The following is an 18807-nucleotide window of genomic DNA, read 5'->3' on the forward strand; positions in this document are numbered from 1 at the left end:
GCCATGCGTTCGGGTGGTGCATTTGGCCGCCGGACGGGATATATAGGTAGAAAGCGGATTTTCAGGAACCAGGGCAGATGGCGCTGAGCATCAAGGATCGGGAAACGGAGCTGCTGGCGCGCAGGCTCGCTGAGCGGACCGGCGAGACCATCACCATGGCGACGAAGCGGGCGCTCGAGGAGCGGTTGCGGCGGACGGGCTCCGACGCACGCAAGGCCGCCTTGCTGGAGGACATGGAGGCGATGCGGCGGCGTTTGGGCGCCCTGCCCGTCCTCGACGACCGCACGCCCGACGAGATCGTCGGCTACAACCAGAACGGCGTGCCCGGCTGATGGTGATCGACACCTCCGCGATCGTCGCGATCTTCCTCGACGAGCCGGATGCTCCGGCCTATGGCGAGCGCATCGTCGACGATCCCGTCCGGCTCGTCTCGGCCGCGACGCTCGTCGAGGCTGCCATGGTCATCGAGAGCCGCTTCGGCGATGCGGGAGGAGCCGAGCTCGATCTGTGGCTGCACCGGACCGGCGCCGAGATCGTGGCCGTCAGCGCCGAGCACGCGGACCAGGCCCGCCGTGCCTGGCGCCGCTACGGAAAAGGCCGTCACCCGGCCGGCCTCAACTATGGAGACTGCTTCTCCTATGCGTTGGCGAAGCTGACCGGCGAGCCGCTCCTTTTCAAGGGCGACGACTTCTCGAAAACCGACATCAGCCCGGCATGGGCTCGCGATGAGCGGTAACCGGCTTCCCACCCCGGACGGCGCGCATGCGCCCCTCCCGGACATGCCCGACATCGTCGACGTGGTGATGGAGATGGGCCGCGCGCCGCGGGAGCCGCCGGCAGATGAAGCCGGGGCCCTGCGCCATGGCTCCCCGCCCGCCGGGCGTTCCGTCGAAAGGTCCGCCGGGCCCTCCGATACGCCCGAAGGCGGACCGGATGCTCACCCTTCGTCGTTCGGAAAGCCGGATCGCTCTCTTTCCGCCGGCGATGGCGACCTCTCCCCTCCCCCGCCGGCCGTCACCGGCGCGCCTGCGCCCGCCCACCTCGCCGATCTGGCCGAGCGCGCGCGCTTCTATGTCGAGGCGGCGAGCTCGGCCAACACGCGCCGCGCCTATGGCGCCGACTGGAAGCACTTTTCCGGCTGGTGCCGCAGGCAGGGCCTCGCCCCGATGCCGCCCTCGGCGCAGACGGTCGGGCTCTACATAACCGCCTGCGCCGCCGGCACGGTCTCGGGCGACGGCAAGCCGAACTCGGTCTCCACCATCGAGCGCAGGCTCTCCTCTCTGTCGTGGAACTATGCCCAGCGCGGCCTCGTCCTCGACCGCAAGGACCGCCACATCGCCACCGTCATGGCCGGCATCCGCAACCGTCACGCCGCGCCGCCGCGGCAGAAGGAGGCGATCCTGCCGGAAGACCTGATCGCGATGCTGGAAACGCTCGATCGCGGAACCTTACGCGGCCTGCGCGACCGCGCCATGCTGCTCCTCGGTTTCGCCGGGGCCCTGCGCCGCTCCGAGATCGTCGGCCTCGACGTCGGCCGCGACCAGACCGAGGACGGGCGCGGCTGGGTCGAGATCCTCGACAAGGGCGCCCTCGTCACCCTGCGCGGCAAGACCGGCTGGCGCGAGGTCGAGATCGGGCGCGGCTCGTCGGACATGACCTGCCCCGTCGTCGCGCTCGAGACCTGGCTGCATTTCGCCCGCCTCGGCCACGGCCCGCTGTTCCGCCGCGTCACCGGGCAAGGCAGGAAGGTCGGCGCCGAGCGGCTCAACGCCCAGGAGGTCGCCCGCCTCGTCAAGCGCGCGGCGCTCGCCGCCGGCGTGCGCGGCGACGTGGCCGAGGGCCGGCGGGCCGGCCTGTTCGCCGGGCACTCGCTGCGCGCCGGCCTTGCCTCCTCGGCCGAGGTCGAGGAGCGCTACGTCCAGAAGCAGCTCGGCCACGCCTCGGCCGAGATGACCCGCAAATACCAGCGCCGCCGCGACCGCTTCCGCGTCAACCTCACAAAGGCGGCCGGGCTCTGACGAGCCCCCTGCCCGCCGCGGCCCTCTCCGGCGCTGCCGAAGGGCGAAACGACCCATCGACGCCGTGAATCGGTGGATGCCGACCGATTCAGGAAATGCGTTGGACGGTGGCCCGAGACGCCGGCACCCTGCGCCGATGGATCGTCCGTCCCTCCTGCTTCACCGCATCGACCCGGCGCGCAACATGGCGCGCTATTTTGCGCTCGCCATCGAGCCGACGCTGTTCGGCGACCACGCCGTCATCCGCAGCTGGGGCCGGCTCGGCACGCAGGGCCGCCAGATGATCGAGCTCCACGCAGAAGCGGCCTCGGCGCGCGCCGCCTTCGCCCGCCATGCCGGGTCGAAGCGACGGCGCGGCTACGTCCCGGCCGGATGAGACGTCCACCGCAATCCCTCCGCGCCGAGAAGGACTGTTCACCGTCCGCACGGTGCGGAGCGGCCGATTGTGCCCTATCTAGGGGAAAACCCATCGACGGATCTTTCCCATGAAGAACATCGGCTTCCTGTCCTTCGGCCACTGGACCCCTTCGCCGCATTCGCAGACACGTTCGGCCGCCGACGCGCTCATCCAGTCCATCGAGCTGTCGGTCGCCGCCGAGGAGCTGGGCGCGGACGGCGCTTACTTCCGCGTCCATCACTTCGCCCGCCAGCTCGCCTCGCCCTTCCCGCTGCTGGCGGCTGTCGGCGCGCGCACGAAAAGGATCGAGATCGGCACCGCCGTCATCGACATGCGCTACGAGAACCCGCTCTACATGGCCGAGGACGCGGGCGCGGCCGACCTGATCGCCGGCGGCCGGCTCCAGCTCGGCATCAGCCGCGGCTCGCCCGAGCAGGTGGTCGACGGCTGGCGCTATTTCGGCTACGCGCCCGAGGAGGGCAGAAACGACGCCGACATGGCGCGCAGCCATGCCGAGGTCTTCCTCGACGTGCTGCGCGGCGAAGGCTTCGCCGAGCCGAACCCGCAGCCGATGTTCCCGAATCCGCCCGGCCTGCTGCGGGTCGAGCCGCATTCGCCCGGCCTTCGCGAGCGCATCTGGTGGGGCGCGGCGACCAACGCCACCGCGGTCTGGGCCGCGCAGCTCGGCATGAACCTGCAAAGCTCGACCCTGAAATTCGACGAGACGGGCGAGCCGTTCCACGTCCAGCAGGCGCAGCAGATCCGCGCCTATCGCGAAGCATGGAAGGAGGCCGGGCACGAACGGGAGCCGCGCGTCTCGGTCAGCCGCTCGATCTTCGCCCTGATGGACGACCGCGACCGGATGTATTTCGGCCAGGGCCGGCCCGACCAGGACAAGATCGGCTTCATCGAGGCCGGCACGCGGGCGATCTTCGGCCGCAATTATGCCGGCGAGCCGGACGCGCTGATCCGGGAGCTGGCGCACGACGAGGCGATCGCCGAGGCCGACACGCTGCTGCTGACCGTGCCGAACCAGCTCGGCGTCGACTACAACGCCCACGTCATCGAGGCGATCCTGAAGCACGTCGCTCCCGCCCTCGGCTGGCGCTGACACCAAGCCTTCGGCCGCATCCGTCTGCCATCGCGCGGATGCGGCCGGAGTTCCGGCGTCGGGACGCCCGCGCATCGCCCGCCCCGGCCTCTCATCCCCCATCCCGGTCGCGCTCCAGCGCCGCCAGCATCGGCCGCAGCGAGAACTGGCCGTTTTCGGCCCGCGCCGTCAGCGCCCGCAGATACCCGCCCGGCGCGCGGATGACATCGGCCCGTTCGAGAATGGCGGCGACCACTGCCGCCGCGACATGATCGCCCATCGCCTCGCGCGCCTTCGCCCAGGCATCGGGCGAGATGCCGAGCATCGAGCGCACCAGTCCGGCGGTGATGAGGACATCCTTCCAGCTCGAAATGCCGTCGCGGGCATAAGGTTCGAGCGCCGGGCAGACCGAAAGCAGGTAGTTGAGCGCCACCGGCTCGCCCTTCGTTTCCGGCGCACGGCCGTCCGGCCTCGCGCTTTCGCCGTCCGCCTGCCCCCTTTCGTCTTCTCCTGCCGTCCGCTTCCCGGGTTCGCGCGCCGGCTTCAGCTCTTTTTCTGAGCTATTTTCAAAGTGGTGGTCTGGATTTGAATTCTGATACTGCCGCTCAGAACCGGCGTCATTGCCGCTCATTTCCTGTTCCGAGAGAGAGTTGAGATAGGCATCCTCGACCTCGGCGCGCAGCCGCACCAGCGCGCCGCGACGCTCGATGAGAAGCTCCCTCGCCGCCTGGCGCGGCAGACGCCGGGCAAGCGGCATCAGGCGCAGCGAAAAACCCTCCCAGTCGCCGGCGCGCTTCTCGGCAAGGCCGGCCTCGACGATCTTCATCGTGTCGCGCAGATGGACGGTGATCTCGCCGCGCAGGCGCTGGCAGGCCCGGGCCTCGGCCCGCGCCGCCTCGGCCGCCTGGTGGATGCCGGCGGCGGCCAGCGCCAGCGGCGACAGGTCGAAGCCGAAGGCGCTCTCGATGCCGCCACGGGCATCGCGCCGGCAGTAGCGCTTGCCGTTGGGGCTGTCGCAGCGCAGGATCAGCCCGGCCTCGACCAGCGCCGCGATGTGCCGGCGCAGCGTGGCGTCGGCCATGCCGCGGCTGCGCAGCGAAAGCTCGGCATTGGAGGGGAACACCACCACCGGCTCCGTCCCGTCGAGCTCGCGCTCGGGGTGGAAGCTCAGCAGCGCCTCCAGCACCGTGATCGTGCGGTCCGACAGGTTGAAGGCCGCCCGCGCCTCGCACAGCGCGCGGATGAGCTGCCACTTGTCGGCCCGGCCCGTGTCGTTGCCGCCTTCGCCGAGCTCCGTGCGCCGCCTGTCGATGGCCTCGCGTTGCAGGAATGAGGACGCACGAACCCGTGCGCCGCCGAATGGCGTCGTCGCAAAACGCTCCGTCATTGTCGTCACCTCGTTGCGAGGCACAGAAATCCGTGGCCGGGACGCGCCGACGCCTTGACAGGACGACTCGGAAGTGATTCTTTCAAATTGCTACATCGAAAGGGGCTTCCGGAATGGCGACGTTCTGGGGGCCTTTTTTCTTGCCTGCTTCTCCGTTTCTGGTTTCTTCCCTACGCAGAACGCTTCACTCGAACCGGCCGGACGGGTGAACGCCCCGCCGGCAAACCCTTATTCCTTCGTATTCTTGACAGTCCCCTGCCCGCCCCCCTGGCCACCGGTGAAGGCGGCATGGAGATCGGGCAGCCGCGCCGCGACATAGTCGGCGAACCCTTCGCCCGCGCTTTCGGGGATCGTCAGCTTCGCCGCACGCCCGGCCCGGGCGAGCTCGGCGATCGCCTGCCCGTCCGCGCCGGCGATCCGCCGTGCCTTGCCGGCAGCCTGCGGCGCGCGCCCGCGCGCGGAAGCGCTCAGCCGATCGAACAGGCGCTGGAAGCGCGTGTCGCTGTCGGCGGCGCGGAAATCGGCCGCGGCCATCTCGTCATTGGCGAGGCCCGACCTGTCCGCGGCCAGCAGCGCACCGAGCGCCATCCAGCGCGGCCGGCCGGCCCGCGGCGCCGGGCCGATGGCGCGCGCGACATGGCGCGGCACCGCCTCGGCCACCTGCAGCAGCCGCGTCATCTCCGACTTGTGGACGGCGAGCGCCGCCTGCACCGTCGCCCGGTCGAAGCCGTGACCGAGCAGCGTGCGGGCGAACAGCGCCCGCTCGATGAAGCTCAGCGCCCGGCGCTCGGCGTTCTCCTTGCCCTGGGCGAGGACGAGCGCGGCATCGTCGAGCGCCTTGACCACCGCCCGCACCGGCCGCCCCAGCGCCCGCGCCGCCTCGACGCGGCGATGGCCGTAGGCGATCTGGTAGAGGCCGCGCGCGGCCTTCCCGGCGTCGGCATGCGGGCGCAGCAGCACCGGCACCTGCTGGCCGTGCGCGGCGATGCTTGCCTTCAGCGCCTCGAAATCGGGATCGTCGGCCTCAGCCTTGCTCAGCCGGTCGGCGAAGGGCGACGGCTCGACCAGCGCCGGGTCGATCTCGACCACCCGTTCGCCGGCGGCGAGCGTCTCGCGCAGGCGCCGCGCCTCGTCGGCCTCCTGCGACAGCGTGCCGAGCGACAGGCCCATCGCCTTGACCGCGGCCGAGGACGCCCGCTTCGGCGGTTCGGCCGCGCCCGAAGAAGACGCCGGGGCGGTCGCCGGCGGCGCGGCCTCTGCGCCCTGTCCGCCGAGCAGCGACCGCAGCCTGTCCTTGCGCGTGTTCATGGCCCTCTCCCCGTCGATTCGTCCTGCGACGAGGATGACCCGGAAACCGGGGGACGTGGATAGACCGGCCGCGACGAATGCGCCGGCGAAGGCCGGTTGACAACTGTCAACGGGGAAGGGGAACGGACGCTCATGCCCTGCGCCCCCACGACTGGGCCATCAGCGCCTCGATCTCGGCGTTGACGGCGTTCAGCGCCTCATAGGCGCGGTCATAGGTGGCGCGGTTGAAGTTCTCGCGCCCGACCTCGTAGAGCGTCTGCTTGCTCAGGCCGGCATCGGAGATCGCCGTCGACTTCAGCATCGGCGCAGTCAGCACCCGCTCGCCGAACTGGGTGCGCAGGAAGCCGGCGATCTGCGTCTGCGGCCCGTCATTCGGCTCGTAGCGGGTGATGAGATAGCGCAGGAAATCGAAGTTCAGCGCCCCGCCCGCCTCGCGCACCACCGAGAGCAGATCGGCGGTCATGAAGAGGAACTGGCTCATCGAGGCGACGTCGAGCATCTGCGGATGCACGGTGACGACGACCGAGGTGGCGGCACACAGCGCCGACAGCGTCAGATAGCCGAGCTGCGGCGGGCAGTCGATGACGACGACGTCGTAGTTCGCCTCGACCGACAGGATCGCCTGCTGGACGCGGGCGAAGAACAGGTCGCCCCCAGTCTCGGCCCGCCGCACCAGATGCTGCGGCGTCGTGTGCTCGAACTCCTGCAATTCGAGATTGCCGGGAACGATGTCGAGCCCGTCGAAATAGGTCGGCCGGATCACGGAGGCGAGCGCCACCCGCTCCTCGTCGTAGCGGATCGCGCCGTAGAGCGTGTCGTTGCCGGAAAGATCGAGCTCCGGCTGGTAGCCGAACAACGCCGACAGCGACGCCTGCGGGTCGAGGTCGACCGCGAGCGTGCGATAGCCCTGCAAGGCGAGATATTGCGCCAGATGCGCGGCGGTCGTGGTCTTGCCCGAGCCGCCCTTGAAATTGGTGATGGCGATGACCTGGAGGTGCTCGCCCGGCTGGCGGTGCCTGATGTAGTGCCGCGCCTTGGCCCCGCCCTGGGCGGCGAGATGCCGGCGCAGCGCGTTGACGTCGGCGAGGCTGTAGAGCCGGCGCCCGCCGGCGCCGATCTCGGGGGAGGGGCCTTCGCCGGAAATCGACAGCTGGCGCAGATAGCCGTCGCTGACGCCGATCAGCTTCGCCGCCTCGCCGCTGGTGAAGGGGCGCAGCGTCTTCTGGGCGCTCGGCGGGAACAGCCGCCCGCGCAGCGCCGCGAGCTGCGCCGACAGGACCTGCGCATCGCTGGCGATCTGCCGGTCTGCCGGCTCCGCAACGGTCTCTTTCGCTTTCACCAGCATTCCCGTCCCATCATTCCGCATGCGCGGCCCGCATAACCACCGTGGGCCACGGCCGAACGGCCGCACCCGACTCAGTGCATGGCATCAATTCTACGCAACTTCACCGAAACTGACAGTACCGGCCGCGAGTAACGGAAAAAGCCGCGTGTTCCGGTCTTCAGCGTAGATACGCTGGGCGAGAAGGCGATTCCTGTCAAGCAAAAGAGGGTTAACGCAAATTAACCTTTCTGCAACTTCTTACACCGCGGAAGGGCGCGGTTGACACCTGTCAACGGCCGCGGCGAGGGGGAGCGATCGGCCTCTAAATGCAATCGCTCCTTTCGCGGCCGCTGCCCCGCGGCAACGGTTGCCACGCGATACGGGCTTGTATGGAGCCGGGCATCCGCGACCGGCGGCGGAGGGAAGGGGAGGGGCAGCGATTCGACAGCTTGTCCGCAAACCGCGCCGGGCACACCGCCGTCGTCCTCGGCCTTGTGCCGGGAATCAGATCGCCGATTTGCAGATTGCAGATGCTCAGGGGAGGGGGCTTTGGATCATCGCCGTCAGTCCGGGGCTTTTTTCCGCAGGAGCTTCGCCCAGGCGCTCAGCCCGCCTCGGCGAGCAGGCGCGCGCGGCGCTCCAGCGCCACGGCGACGCTCTCGACGGGCGCCGGCGGGAAATCCGCCGGCAGCGCGTCCGTCACCGCCTTCATCGCCGCCCCGGCGCCGGCGGCGATGTCGTCGAACAGCGCGGCCATCATCGGCCTGCCGATGCCGGCTCGCCCGGCCGTCTGCATGAAATGGCGCGGCACGATGTCGTCGACGGCGTAATGCCGGTTGCGGCCGACCGACATGGCCAGCTTGAATGTCCGCCGCGGGATCTCGCCGGAGTCGAAGCTCGGCTGTGCGGAGACGACGTCATAGAGCGGCGTCAGCCGGTAGCGCCCGCCGGGCGCGAGGAAGATCGAGAAGTTCTTGGCGTGGCCGTCGGTGGCGCCGAGCAGCCAGAACAGGATGTTGGCCCGCATGACGGTGGCGATGTCCGCGTCGGGCGTGTCGCTGCCCTTCATCAGTTCGAGGATCGCGTCGAGGCCGGGGCCGCCCTCGGCCTGGTACTTGCGCGTCGGCGGCACGGACAGGGCCTGGCAGCAATCCTCCTGCGGCAGGCGCAGCAGGCGACCGTCGCGCGCCCACAGTCGGTCGAAGCGCTCGACGACCAGCGTGCGCCGGCCGCCGAAATCGGCGATCCCGGCCTTCGCCGCCGGGACGCCGAACGCTCTGAGCAGGGCAAGGCACAGATACTCGTTCTCGACGCTGTGCGACAGGTCGATGCCGTTGGGCAGCCGGCCGATCTGCGGCTTCAGGATATGCGTGGTCGCGGCCGTGCCGCGCGGCCTGAACCAGCGGCCGTCCTTGCGCAGCAGCGCCGTCTTCTCCTGCGCGCCGGCGATGGAGATGCGGAAATCCGCGTCCTCGCCGAGGCCGAGCGGCGCGCTCGCGAGGTTGCGCAGCATCCGCCCCACCTCGTCCTCGCCGATCGGCGTGCCGTCGCTGGCGCCCGCCGGGCCGGGCTCGACGCCGTCGGGCAGGAATTGCAGCGCGCCGACGCAGTCGTGGCCGAGGGCCGACAGCATGTTGTAGGCGTCGATGCCGTGCGCGCCGACGCGTTCGGCAATGCGCCGGCGGATGGCTTCGTTGTCGGGCAACAGATTGTCGAAGACGGCGATCACCGGCGCGCCGGCATAGCGGTCCTCGCGCAGCGGCAGCGACAGCGAGACGGGGAAGGTACCGGGCCAGTCCAGCCACGCGCGGGCATAGCGGAAGTCGACCGCGCCGGTCGGCTCCCGGCGCAGCACGCCGACGAGGCGGCCGTTCATGAAGACGTTGAGCGGCGGATGCGCCGCCTTGCGCGCCATCAGAACAGGTCCTCGATGTCGCTGTCGCTGCCCTTGCTGCGCGGCCGCACCACGAGCTCGAGCCCGAGCGCGGACAGCGCCGCCATCAGCGTGCGCAGCTGCATCGCCGGCTCGCCGGCCTCCAGTCGCGAGACCGTGCCCTGCCGCAGGTGGATATGGCCGCCCAGCGCCGCCTGCGTCAGGCCGGCCTGCTTGCGGGCGCGGCGCAGGATGGCGCCGAGCTGCTTCTCGTTGCGAGCGATCTGGTCGGTCATGAGCGTGCCTCCGCTGACCGATATACGCGAACGCGCATGGATTTTCAATATACGCGGGTACGTATATATCAATTTTATACGTGAAACCGTATATTACTATAATATACGTGGACGCGTATGATACCGCAGGATTTCATGACGAAGCCGGAATCGGCCACGGGCTGCGATCGCCTCCTTCGGCTGGCCGCGGGCCTTCCCGGTCAGGCGCCGTCCGCCAGCCGCGCCAGCGTCGAGCGCGAGGGGGCGAAGAAAGTCGTGCCGGTGCGGGCCGTGGAAAAGTCGAGCAACTGGTCGTATGCGCCCGCCGGTTCGCCGACGAACATGCGCTCCAGCATCTTCTCGATCACCCACAGCCGGCGCGAATAGCCGATGAAGTAGGTGCCGAACTCACGCCGCCCCGGGCTGCCGAACGGCATGTTGTCGCGCAGGATGTCGTGCTCGGCGCCCTGCGCGTCGACGATGGTGGCGAGGCTCTTGTGCGACTTGCGCGCGGCCGCGTCGTCGTCGAGCTCGATATTGTCCACCTTGGTGCGGCCGATGATCTTCTCCTGCCGGTCGGCGCCGATCACCTTCCAGGCAGCGAGGTCGTGGAGGTATTTCTGGGTCACGACATAGCTGCCGCCGGCGAATGCGCGGTCCTCGTCGCCGACCAGAGCCGCCTGCGGGATGTCCTGGCCGGCCGGGTTCGCGGTTCCGTCGACGAAGCCGAGAAGGTCGCGCGCGTCGAAGTAGCGGAAGCCGGACGTCTCGTCGATGACCCGCACCGCCTCGCCGAGCGTGTCGAGCAGCAGCCTTTCCAGCTCGAAGCACAGGTCGACCCGCTCGGCCCGGATGTGGAACAGGAGGTCGCCCGGCGTCGAGGGCGCGTCGTGCGCGGTGCCCTGGATCGGAGAGAACGGCCTGAGCTCGGCCGGCCGGGCAGGGAAGCCGAGCCGGTCCCACAGGGCCGAGCCGATCGCCACGATGCAGGACAGCCTGGCGTCGAGATCGCGAAAGCCGACGGTCTTGATCAGGTCGTCGATGCCGCCGAGCGCGGCGCGGACGCTGCCGAGCGCGGCGTCGCCGTCCACGACCTCGACGACGAGAAAGACGGCGGCGCGCGAAAGCGGGGCCTCGATGCTCTGGGCGTCGATCGGCACCCGGTCCCAGCTATGTCCTGCCATGTCCCCTCCGGCGCGATGCGGGGTCCCCGTCGGCGACGGGCCGTCCGCTCCGCTCGGTTCTATACCGGGAAGCGGGCGATCTCCAGTCGCCGTGCCGCGCGGGCGTCGTCGCCGTCAGGCGGAGGGGGCAGGGTTGCGCTACAGTCCCCGCGCGGTGCGAACCCACTGCTCGATATCGGGAAGGTTCGCCGGAACGGGCAGGCTGCACTGGTTGAGCTCGCGGCCGAGCAGCAGCGTGATGCCCTCCTTGCCCGCGGCGAAGGCGTCGGCGACGGGGCCGCTCGAAACCGTCGTCGTGGCGTTCTGGATATCGGACGCGCCCTGGCACAGGTGAACCACCTTGCCGCCGGCCGTCCACCAGACGAGGTCCTGCCCGACGAGCTGCGTCACCACCTGCGATTCCACGGCCGCCTGTTCCTGCGACAGCGGCTTGAAGTCGATTCCCGCCACGGCGGCCACCAGCGCGACGATGACGCCGGCAGCGCCCGCGATGTTCTTCTGCTTGGCGTCCATGTCCTTGTTCATGAAGATCATGACAATCAGCGGCAGGAAGGCCAGAAGCGCGATGAAGGCGCCGAGCTGGTTCTGGATGAAGAAGCGCACCGGCTCCTTGCGCGACGCCGGGTCGAGATGATTGGCCTTCTTCCACAGCACCGAACCGACCATCGCCAGCACGCCGATGACGCCGATGAAGGCGAGCAGCGTATACCAGCGCCACTGCGGGAAGCCGTGATTGGCGGCCAGCTCGTCGAAGGACGGCCGCATCACCCAGAAGATCGCGACGAGCTCGAGGACGATCGCCGCCGCCCAGAGCACCAGCGCGATGATGCGCGAGCGGGTCGCCTGCGCCTTGGCTTCCGGCGTGGGCGTGAATATCGGTGTATCGGCCGCTGCAGCCGTCTTGGTGGAAGCTTTCGCCATCTGTCTGAACCCCTCTTTGGTGCCGCCCGCGCATCGCGCGAGTCGATGCCCGGTAAAAACCTGCCGATATTAGCAGGTTTCGTGTGTCAGGAAGACTGTCGGCGGAACATAATCCCCAGTCGCGATCAGGCGTCGTCGTTGCCGCCCGGCGGCGGGCAGGCCTGCGCGCCGGCCCAGCGGCCGGTGCGGGCGAGGTCGCGCAGCACCTCGCAGGCCAGCGCCTGGATCGCGGTGACGGCGTTGGTCATCGGCCGCTCGACCGAATAGGCGAGGTGGACGGCGCGGCGCACCGCCGGGCTGGCGATCGGCCAGCGGCGCAGCTCGCCCGCCTGCACCTCGCGGGCGATGGCGTTGGCCGGCAGGATCGAATAGCCGAAGCCGTCGCGCACCAGTTCCTTGATGTTGCCGTAGGAATCGATGTCGATCACCGTGTTGAGCTTGATGTCGACGGTCAGCGCCTGCCGGGCCAGGAGCTCGCGCAGGCCGTGGCTCGGCCCGGGCAGGATCAGCGGCAGGCGCGCGGCCTGGGCGAAGGCGAGCGCCTCGCCCGGCGGCGGCAGGTCGGGCTCGTCGGCGTCCACGGCCGGGCCGAGGAAGCACAGCTCCTCCTCCAGGAGGCGCACGGTCTCGATGCCGTGATCGTTGACGTCGCGATAGAGGATAGCGAGGTCGATGCGCGCCTCGCGCATCCATTCCAGCACGAAGCCGCTCATCGCCTCGGCGATGCGGATCTTGATCTTGGGATAGCGCTGGTGCGTCGCGGTGATCAGCGGCACCGACAGCACCTCGCTGACCGTGCCGGGCAGGCCGAGCCGCACCTCGCCGGCCGGGTCGCTCTCATGGCCGCGGATCTCCTCCTCGGCGACGGCGAGCTGGTCGAGGATGATGCGCGCGTTGCGCAGCAGGATCGCGCCCGCCTCGGTCGGCACCACGCCCTTGGGGCTGCGGTGGAGCAGCTGCACCTTGAGGTCCGTCTCCATGTTGCGCACGTGCAGCGAAAGCGCCGGCTGCGCGACGTGGAGCTGAGCGGCCGCGCGCGAGAACGAGCCCTGCTCGGCGATGGCGACGAAATAGCGGAGCTGGCGGATATCCATAAGGGCATTCTATTCTGCGAGGCGGGCTTATATCCGCAGAGTATAGCATTTCGCGGCCGGACGGAACGTCCGGCGTCGCAGAATGCGGCTGGAGAAACAGCCCGGCGGGGCAGGGCTCACGTGTCGGCGGTTGCGAATTCCTCGAGCACGGCGCGCGTGTGCTGGCCGAGCGCCGGCACCGGGCCGGGCTCGTTCGCGGCCCCGTCGAACAGGATGCCCGAGCCGAGCATGGTGACGGGCCCGGCCGGGGTGGCGACCTCGGCGTAGCGGTTCTGCGGGTGGCGGGACAGATCCTCGATCGAGGAGATGCGGCCATAGGCGATGCGCGCCGCCTCCAGCCGCGCGACGATCTCCTCGCGCGACAGCGGCGCGAAGACGGCGGCGATGGCGGCGTCGAGCGCCGGCCGGTTGGCGACGCGGCGGCTGTTGGTGGCAAAAAGCGGGTCGCCCGCGAGTTCCGGCCGGCGCAGCACCTCGGCGCAGAAATTCGCCCATTCGCGCTCGTTCTGGATCGCCAGCAGCACGGCGCGGCCGTCGCCTCCTTCATAGGCGCCGTAGGGCGCGATGGTCGGGTGGCTGAGGCCGGGGCGCGCCGGCTCCTTGCCGCCATAGACATATTGCAGGTAGGGCACGTTCATCCAGTCGGCGAGCGCGTGGAACAGCGAAACCGCGACATGCCGGCCCTCGCCGGTGCGCTCGCGGGCGAACAGCGCCTGCAGCACCGCCTGGTGCGCGGTCATGCCGGCGGCGATGTCGCAGACCGAGACGCCGACGCGCGCCATGCCGTCAGGCGTGCCGGTGACGGCGGAAAGCCCGCTCTCGCCCTGCACGAGCAGGTCGTAGGCCTTGAGGTCGCGATAGGGGCCGTCCTCGCCATAGCCGGAGATCGAGACGGTGATCAGCCGCTTGTGCCGGGCGCGCAGATCGGCCGGGGCGAAGCCGAGCCGGTCGATGGCCCCCGGCGCGAGGTTCTGGATGAAGACGTCGGCACGGGCGATCATCGCGCCGAGCGCGGCGCGGGCTCGTGGCTCGCGCAGGTCGAGGCAGACCGATTCCTTGCCCCGGTTCAGCCAGACGAAATAGGCGCTCTCGCCCTTGACCAGATGGTCGTAGCCGCGGGCGAAGTCGCCCTCCGGCCGCTCGATCTTGATGACCCGCGCCCCGGCCTCGGCCAGCCGCGACGACAGATAGGGCGCGGCGACGGCCTGCTCGACCGAGACGACCAGAATGCCATCGAGATCCCTGCACTTCACCCTGACGTCTCCCGAATCCCGCCGCCCGGATGCGGCCCCGGCTTGGCACCAAGGCGGCCTGATCCCGCGAATTCGGGCGAGGATCGGCCAAAACCGCCATCGCTTCAAATAACTCCTTCATCCATCCTCTATAACGGCGACATATGGCTCGCCGCGTGGGACCGCGCTTCCGCCATCGCATTCGTGTATTGCTGATCGAGTAAATCTCTATTTCTCATTATGGCCGAATTGGCCGATGCTGGCGCGATCAACCGGAACACGCCATGCCGACCGCCAGCCCGGGCGCTGCCCCCGTCGACACCGTCGACCTTCCCCTTTTCGTTCCCGCCGACCGGCCGGAGCGGCTGGCCAAGGCCGTCGCCGCCGGGCCGGACGCGATGATCGTCGATCTCGAGGACGCGGTCGCGCCCGACGCGCGGGACGCCGCGCGCGCGGGGCTCGCCGGGGCGTTCGCCGCGCTGGCGACCGGCATGCCGCTGCTGCTGCGCGTCAACGCCCGCGGCACGGCCTGGCACGCGCACGACCTCGCGGCGGCGGCGGCCCTGCCGCTCGCGGGCGTCGTCCTGCCCAAGGCCGAGAGCGGCAACGACATCTTGCGCGTCGCCGGCGAGACGGGCCTGCCGGTCATCGCGCTGATCGAGACCGCGCGCGGCATCGCCGCGCTCGACGAGATCGCGGCCGCTGCGGCCCGGCTCGCCTTCGGCTCCATCGACTATGCGGCGGACCTTGCCATCGGCCACACGCGCACGGCGCTCGCTGACGCCCGCGCGCGGCTGACGCTGGCGTCCCGCCTCGCCGGGCTGCCCGCGCCCATCGACGGCGTCACCGCGTCCGTCCACGACACGGACCTGCTCGCCGCCGACTGCGCGCATGCGCGCGAGATGGGCTTCGCCGGCAAGCTCCTGATCCACCCGGCGCAGATCGCGCCGGCGCGCGCCGCTTTCCGGCCTTCCGACGGGGAGATCGACTGGGCGCGGCGGGTGCTGGAGGCCGCGCCGGAAAAGGGCGCGTTCATGCTCGACGGCGCCATGGTCGACGCCCCGGTGCTGGCGCGGGCGCGCCAGATCCTCGCCCGCGCGCCGCAGGCCGAAACGGCATGAAGCCCGGAGACGCCGCCATGCCGCCCAGCGAAACGCCCGTCACCGCCACCCTCGCCGCCTTCGCCGCCGGGACGGCGACGGAAGGTGTGCCGCCGCAGGTCTCGGAACGGGCGCTGGCGCTGGCGAGCGACCTCGTCGGCTCGATCGTGCGCGCGGCTGGCGAAGCGGAATCGACGCCGGCGGTGCTGGCCATGCTGCGCCGCATGGGGCTCGACAGCGACGGCCCCTGCACCGTCTTCGGCCTGAACCGCCGCTACGGCGCGGCCGCCGCCGCGCTGCTCAACGGCACGCTCGGCCACTCGCTCGATTTCGACGACACACACGCCGATTCGTCGCTCCATCCCAGCGCGCCGGTCGTGCCGGCCGCATTCGCCGCGGCCGAGCTCACCGACGCCTCGGGCGCCGAGCTTCTCGCCGCCATCGTCGTCGGCTTCGAGGTCGCCTGCCGCCTCGGCATGGCGCTCGACCCGACCGCGCATTACGCGCGCGGCTTCCACCCGACCGCCACCGCCGGCACTTTCGGCGCGGCGGCGGCGGCCGGCCGGCTGTTCGGGCTCAATGCTGCGCAGATGGAATCGGCCTTCGGCGTCGCCGCGAGCCAGGCCTCCGGCTCGCTCCAGTTCCTCGAGAACGGCGCGTGGAACAAGCGCTACCAGGTCGGCGAGGCGGCGATGAAGGGGCTGATGGCGGCGAGCCTCGCCGCCGAGGGTTTTCACGGCGCGTCGCAAGCGCTGGAAGGGCGGCACGGCTTCCTCAGGGGCTACAGCGACGGGGCCGATCTTTCCCGCGCGGTCGCCGGCCTCGGCGAGACGTGGGAGACGCTGCGCATCGGGGTGAAACCCTATCCGGCCTGCCGCTACACCCACGCCGCCGTCGACGGGCTCCTGACGTTGCGCGCGCGCCATAACCTTGCCGCCGCCGACGTGACGCGCATCTCGGTCGGCCTTCACCGCAACGGCATGGCGCTGGTCGGCGACCCGGCCGCCGCCAAGCGCCGCGCCCGCTCCATCGTCGACGGCCAGTTCTCCATGCCTTTCGCCGCGGCGATCGCGCTGACGCGCGGCCGCTTCGGCTGGGACGATTACGACCTGCTCGGCCGGCCGGAGATCGACGCGCTCTGCGACCGCGTCGAGACGTTCCGCGACGAAAGCCTCGAGGGCCTGAGCCATCCCTTCGGCGCGACGCTTGCCGTGGAAGCGTGCGGCGAGCGCCTTTCCCTGCGCATCCCCGACCCCTCGGGCGAGCCCGACACCTTCCCCGACGCCGCCGCGCGCGCCGCCAAGTTCGACGCGCTCGCCTCGCCGGTGCTGAATGCCGGCAGCGCAGCGCTTCAGGCGCGGCTCGCGGCGCTCGCCGGCGCGCCCTCCGTGCGCGCTCATTTCGCCAGACCCTGAAACCCGCCCCTGAAACCCGCATTGCAGGCCGTGCCGTGACCGATTTCACCGACCCCAAGGAAGCCTATCCCGACATCCGCGAGGGCGTGCGCGCGCTGTGCGCGAACTTCCCGCCCGAATATCACCGCAGGATAGACGAGGCGCGCGGCTATCCGGAGGAGTTCGTTGAGGCGCTGACGAAGGAAGGGTGGATGGCCGCCCTGATCCCGGAGGAGTATGGCGGCTCCGGCCTCGGCCTCGCCGAAGCCTCGGTCATCATGGAGGAGATCAACCGCGCCGGCGGCAATTCGGGCGCCTGCCACGGCCAGATGTACAACATGAACACGCTGATCCGCCACGGCTCGGAGGAGCAGCGCCGAAAGTACCTGCCGAAGATCGCCAGCGGCGAATTGCGCCTCCAGTCGATGGGCGTCACCGAGCCGACCACCGGCACCGACACCACGAACTTGAAGACCACCGCCGTGAAGAAGGGCGACCGCTACGTCGTCAACGGCCAGAAGGTGTGGATCAGCCGCGTCCAGCATTCCGACCTGATGATCCTGCTCGCCCGCACCACGCCGGTCGACCAGGTCGCCAAGCGCTCGCAGGGCCTGTCGATCTTCCTCGTCGACGTCAACGAGGCGGTGAAGAAGGGCATGGAGGTCCGGCCCATCCTCAACATGGTCAACCACGAGACCAACGAGCTGTTCTTCGACGACCTCGAAATCCCGGCCGAGAACCTGATCGGCGAGGAGGGCAAGGGCTTCAAATACATCCTGACGGGCTTGAACGCCGAGCGCACGCTGATCGCGGCCGAATGCATCGGCGACGGCTACTGGTTCACCGACCGGATCGTCGATTATGCGAAAGAGCGCACCGTGTTCGGCCGGCCGATCGGCCAGAACCAGGGCGTGCAGTTCCCGATCGCAGAGGCCTATGTCGAGGTCGAGGCGGCCAACCTGATGCGCTGGCAGGCCTGCCATCGCTTCGACGCCGGGCTCGACTGCGGCGCGCAGGCCAACATGGCGAAATACCTCGCCGCCAAGGCGAGCTGGGAGGCGGCAAACGCCTGCCTCCAGTTCCATGGCGGCTTCGGCTTCGCCTGCGACTACGACGTCGAGCGCAAATTCCGCGAGACGCGGCTCTATCAGGTCGCGCCGATCTCGACCAACCTGATCCTGAGCTACGTCGCCGAGCATATCCTCGGCCTGCCGCGCTCCTATTGAGGACTGAGCCAATGACCGGCGCGCTCGACCTGCCGCACCTGAAAAGCTGGATCGGCAAGACCCGGTCGGTCACGGACACGATCACGCCGCGGCTGGCCGCCAGCCTCGCCGCCATCCTCGACGAGCCGGCCGACCTTGCCGAAGGCGACCCGGCCCCGGCCGGCATCCACTGGTGCCTGTCGCCCGACATCGCGCCGATGTCGGGGCTGGGGGCCGACGGCCACCCGGCGCGCGGCGGCTTCCTGCCGCCGGTGCCGCTGCCGCGGCGCATGTGGGCCGGCGGGCGGCTGCGCTTCCACGGGAATTTCCGCGTCGGCGAGCGCATCCGCCGCGACTCGACGATCAAGGACGTGGAAGCCAAGGAAGGCCGCAGCGGCGCGCTGTGCTTCGTCACCGTCGCCCACGAATATCATGGCGAGGCCGGTCTGGTGCTCGGCGAGGAGCACGACATCGTCTATCGCGAGATAACGCCGACCGTGCTGCCGGAGCCGCCGGCCGCGCCGGCGCGCGGCGAGATCCGCGCCGGGATCGAGGCCACGCCCGTGCTGCTCGCGCGCTATTCGGCCGTCACCTTCAACGGCCACCGCATCCACTACGACCGCGACTATACGCGCGACGTCGAGCTCTATCCCGGCCTGATCGTCCACGGCCCGCTCCAGGCGACCTACCTTCTGCGCATGGCGCGCGATACGTTCGGCGCGATGCCCGCCCGCTTCGACTTCCGCGGCCGCTCGCCGCTGTTCGACGGCCAGACCTTCAGCCTCGAAGCCCGCCGCGTCGGCGATGACCGGCTCGCCCTGTGGGCCGCCGCGCAGAACGGCGTCGTCACGCTCGAAGCCGAGGCGTGGCGCCGGGCGTAGGTTCGTTTCACACAGGGGAACATAAGGCGTGGCGCCTTAAGCGAGCCACGGGCCGCAATCCCCATTCCGCAGGTTTGCGCCGCCCCTCATCCGTCACTTCGTGACACCTTCTCCCCGTGAACGG

General features: G+C 70.0%; 18 protein-coding genes. 9 read left to right on the forward strand and 9 right to left on the reverse strand.

The genetic code is table 11. The annotated features are described in order from the left end of the window. The first annotated feature begins 77 nt into the window (after positions 1-77). From M9945_RS21035 to M9945_RS21055, 5 genes are all read left to right on the forward strand, one after another. A complete protein-coding gene (locus M9945_RS21035; protein WP_367946101.1) occupies positions 78-332 on the forward strand; it encodes a type II toxin-antitoxin system VapB family antitoxin in 255 nt (84 codons plus the stop codon). After that, a complete protein-coding gene (locus M9945_RS21040) occupies positions 332-736 on the forward strand; it encodes a type II toxin-antitoxin system VapC family toxin (protein ID WP_367946102.1) in 405 nt (134 codons plus the stop codon). Before M9945_RS21035 ends, M9945_RS21040 begins: the two co-directional genes overlap by 1 nt. Next, positions 726-2018, forward strand: a complete 1293-nt coding sequence (locus M9945_RS21045; RefSeq protein WP_367946103.1) for a site-specific integrase — start codon at positions 726-728, stop codon at positions 2016-2018. The genes M9945_RS21040 and M9945_RS21045 overlap by 11 nt, the downstream gene beginning before the upstream one ends. 136 nt (positions 2019-2154) lie before the next feature. Next, positions 2155-2394 carry a WGR domain-containing protein gene (locus M9945_RS21050; RefSeq protein WP_367946104.1) on the forward strand — a complete coding sequence of 80 codons (240 nt, stop codon included), beginning with the start codon at positions 2155-2157 and terminating at the stop codon, positions 2392-2394. 109 nt (positions 2395-2503) lie between these two features. Beyond that, positions 2504-3526, forward strand: coding sequence for an LLM class flavin-dependent oxidoreductase (locus M9945_RS21055; protein WP_367946105.1), 1023 nt, complete (start codon positions 2504-2506; stop codon positions 3524-3526). Positions 3527-3617: 91 nt separating this feature from the next. Here the strand turns inward: M9945_RS21055 and repC are convergent, their stop codons facing one another. The 9 genes from repC to M9945_RS21100 form a co-directional block, all read right to left on the reverse strand. Continuing rightward, the gene (repC, locus tag M9945_RS21060) at positions 3618-4892 is read right to left on the reverse strand and encodes a plasmid replication protein RepC (RefSeq protein WP_367946106.1); all 1275 of its coding nucleotides are present in this window, start codon (positions 4890-4892) and stop codon (positions 3618-3620) included. Positions 4893-5120: 228 nt separating this feature from the next. Further along, the gene (gene repB, locus M9945_RS21065; protein ID WP_367928406.1) at positions 5121-6200 is read right to left on the reverse strand and encodes a plasmid partitioning protein RepB; all 1080 of its coding nucleotides are present in this window, start codon (positions 6198-6200) and stop codon (positions 5121-5123) included. Positions 6201-6330: 130 nt separating this feature from the next. Continuing rightward, the gene (repA, locus tag M9945_RS21070) at positions 6331-7539 is read right to left on the reverse strand and encodes a plasmid partitioning protein RepA (RefSeq protein ID WP_367946107.1); all 1209 of its coding nucleotides are present in this window, start codon (positions 7537-7539) and stop codon (positions 6331-6333) included. 589 nt (positions 7540-8128) lie between these two features. Next, positions 8129-9439, reverse strand: a complete 1311-nt coding sequence (locus M9945_RS21075; protein ID WP_367946108.1) for a type II toxin-antitoxin system HipA family toxin — start codon at positions 9437-9439, stop codon at positions 8129-8131. After that, positions 9439-9693: a helix-turn-helix domain-containing protein gene (locus tag M9945_RS21080; protein WP_367928409.1), complete on the reverse strand. Its 255-nt coding sequence runs from the start codon at positions 9691-9693 to the stop codon at positions 9439-9441. Before M9945_RS21080 ends, M9945_RS21075 begins: the two co-directional genes overlap by 1 nt. A gap of 200 nt (positions 9694-9893) precedes the next feature. Then, positions 9894-10856 (reverse strand): Dyp-type peroxidase, encoded by a 963-nt coding sequence (locus M9945_RS21085; RefSeq protein ID WP_367946109.1) that lies wholly within the window; start codon positions 10854-10856, stop codon positions 9894-9896. Between the two features lie 138 nt (positions 10857-10994). Continuing rightward, positions 10995-11777 carry a hypothetical protein gene (locus M9945_RS21090; protein WP_367946110.1) on the reverse strand — a complete coding sequence of 261 codons (783 nt, stop codon included), beginning with the start codon at positions 11775-11777 and terminating at the stop codon, positions 10995-10997. Positions 11778-11902: 125 nt separating this feature from the next. After that, positions 11903-12871 (reverse strand): LysR substrate-binding domain-containing protein, encoded by a 969-nt coding sequence (locus M9945_RS21095; protein WP_367946111.1) that lies wholly within the window; start codon positions 12869-12871, stop codon positions 11903-11905. A 116-nt stretch (positions 12872-12987) separates the two neighbouring features. After that, on the reverse strand, positions 12988-14124 hold the full coding sequence (locus tag M9945_RS21100; RefSeq protein ID WP_367946112.1) for a CaiB/BaiF CoA transferase family protein: 1137 nt from the start codon (positions 14122-14124) through the stop codon (positions 12988-12990). A 263-nt stretch (positions 14125-14387) separates the two neighbouring features. On the opposite strand from M9945_RS21100, the gene M9945_RS21105 reads away from it, so the two are divergent. The 4 genes from M9945_RS21105 to M9945_RS21120 are packed head-to-tail and all read left to right on the forward strand — an operon-like array spanning position 14388 to position 18683. After that, complete coding sequence (locus M9945_RS21105; RefSeq protein WP_367946113.1) at positions 14388-15224, forward strand: CoA ester lyase; 837 nt, start codon at positions 14388-14390, stop codon at positions 15222-15224. Between the two features lie 17 nt (positions 15225-15241). After that, positions 15242-16618 (forward strand): MmgE/PrpD family protein, encoded by a 1377-nt coding sequence (locus M9945_RS21110; RefSeq protein WP_367946114.1) that lies wholly within the window; start codon positions 15242-15244, stop codon positions 16616-16618. Between the two features lie 35 nt (positions 16619-16653). After that, positions 16654-17823 (forward strand): acyl-CoA dehydrogenase family protein, encoded by a 1170-nt coding sequence (locus M9945_RS21115; RefSeq protein ID WP_367928270.1) that lies wholly within the window; start codon positions 16654-16656, stop codon positions 17821-17823. 11 nt (positions 17824-17834) lie between these two features. Then, on the forward strand, positions 17835-18683 hold the full coding sequence (locus M9945_RS21120) for a MaoC family dehydratase N-terminal domain-containing protein (RefSeq protein WP_367946115.1): 849 nt from the start codon (positions 17835-17837) through the stop codon (positions 18681-18683). The last annotated feature ends 124 nt before the right edge of the window (positions 18684-18807 follow it).

Source organism: Aquamicrobium sp. (genome assembly GCF_023954335.1).
Lineage (GTDB): Bacteria > Pseudomonadota > Alphaproteobacteria > Rhizobiales > Rhizobiaceae > Aerobium.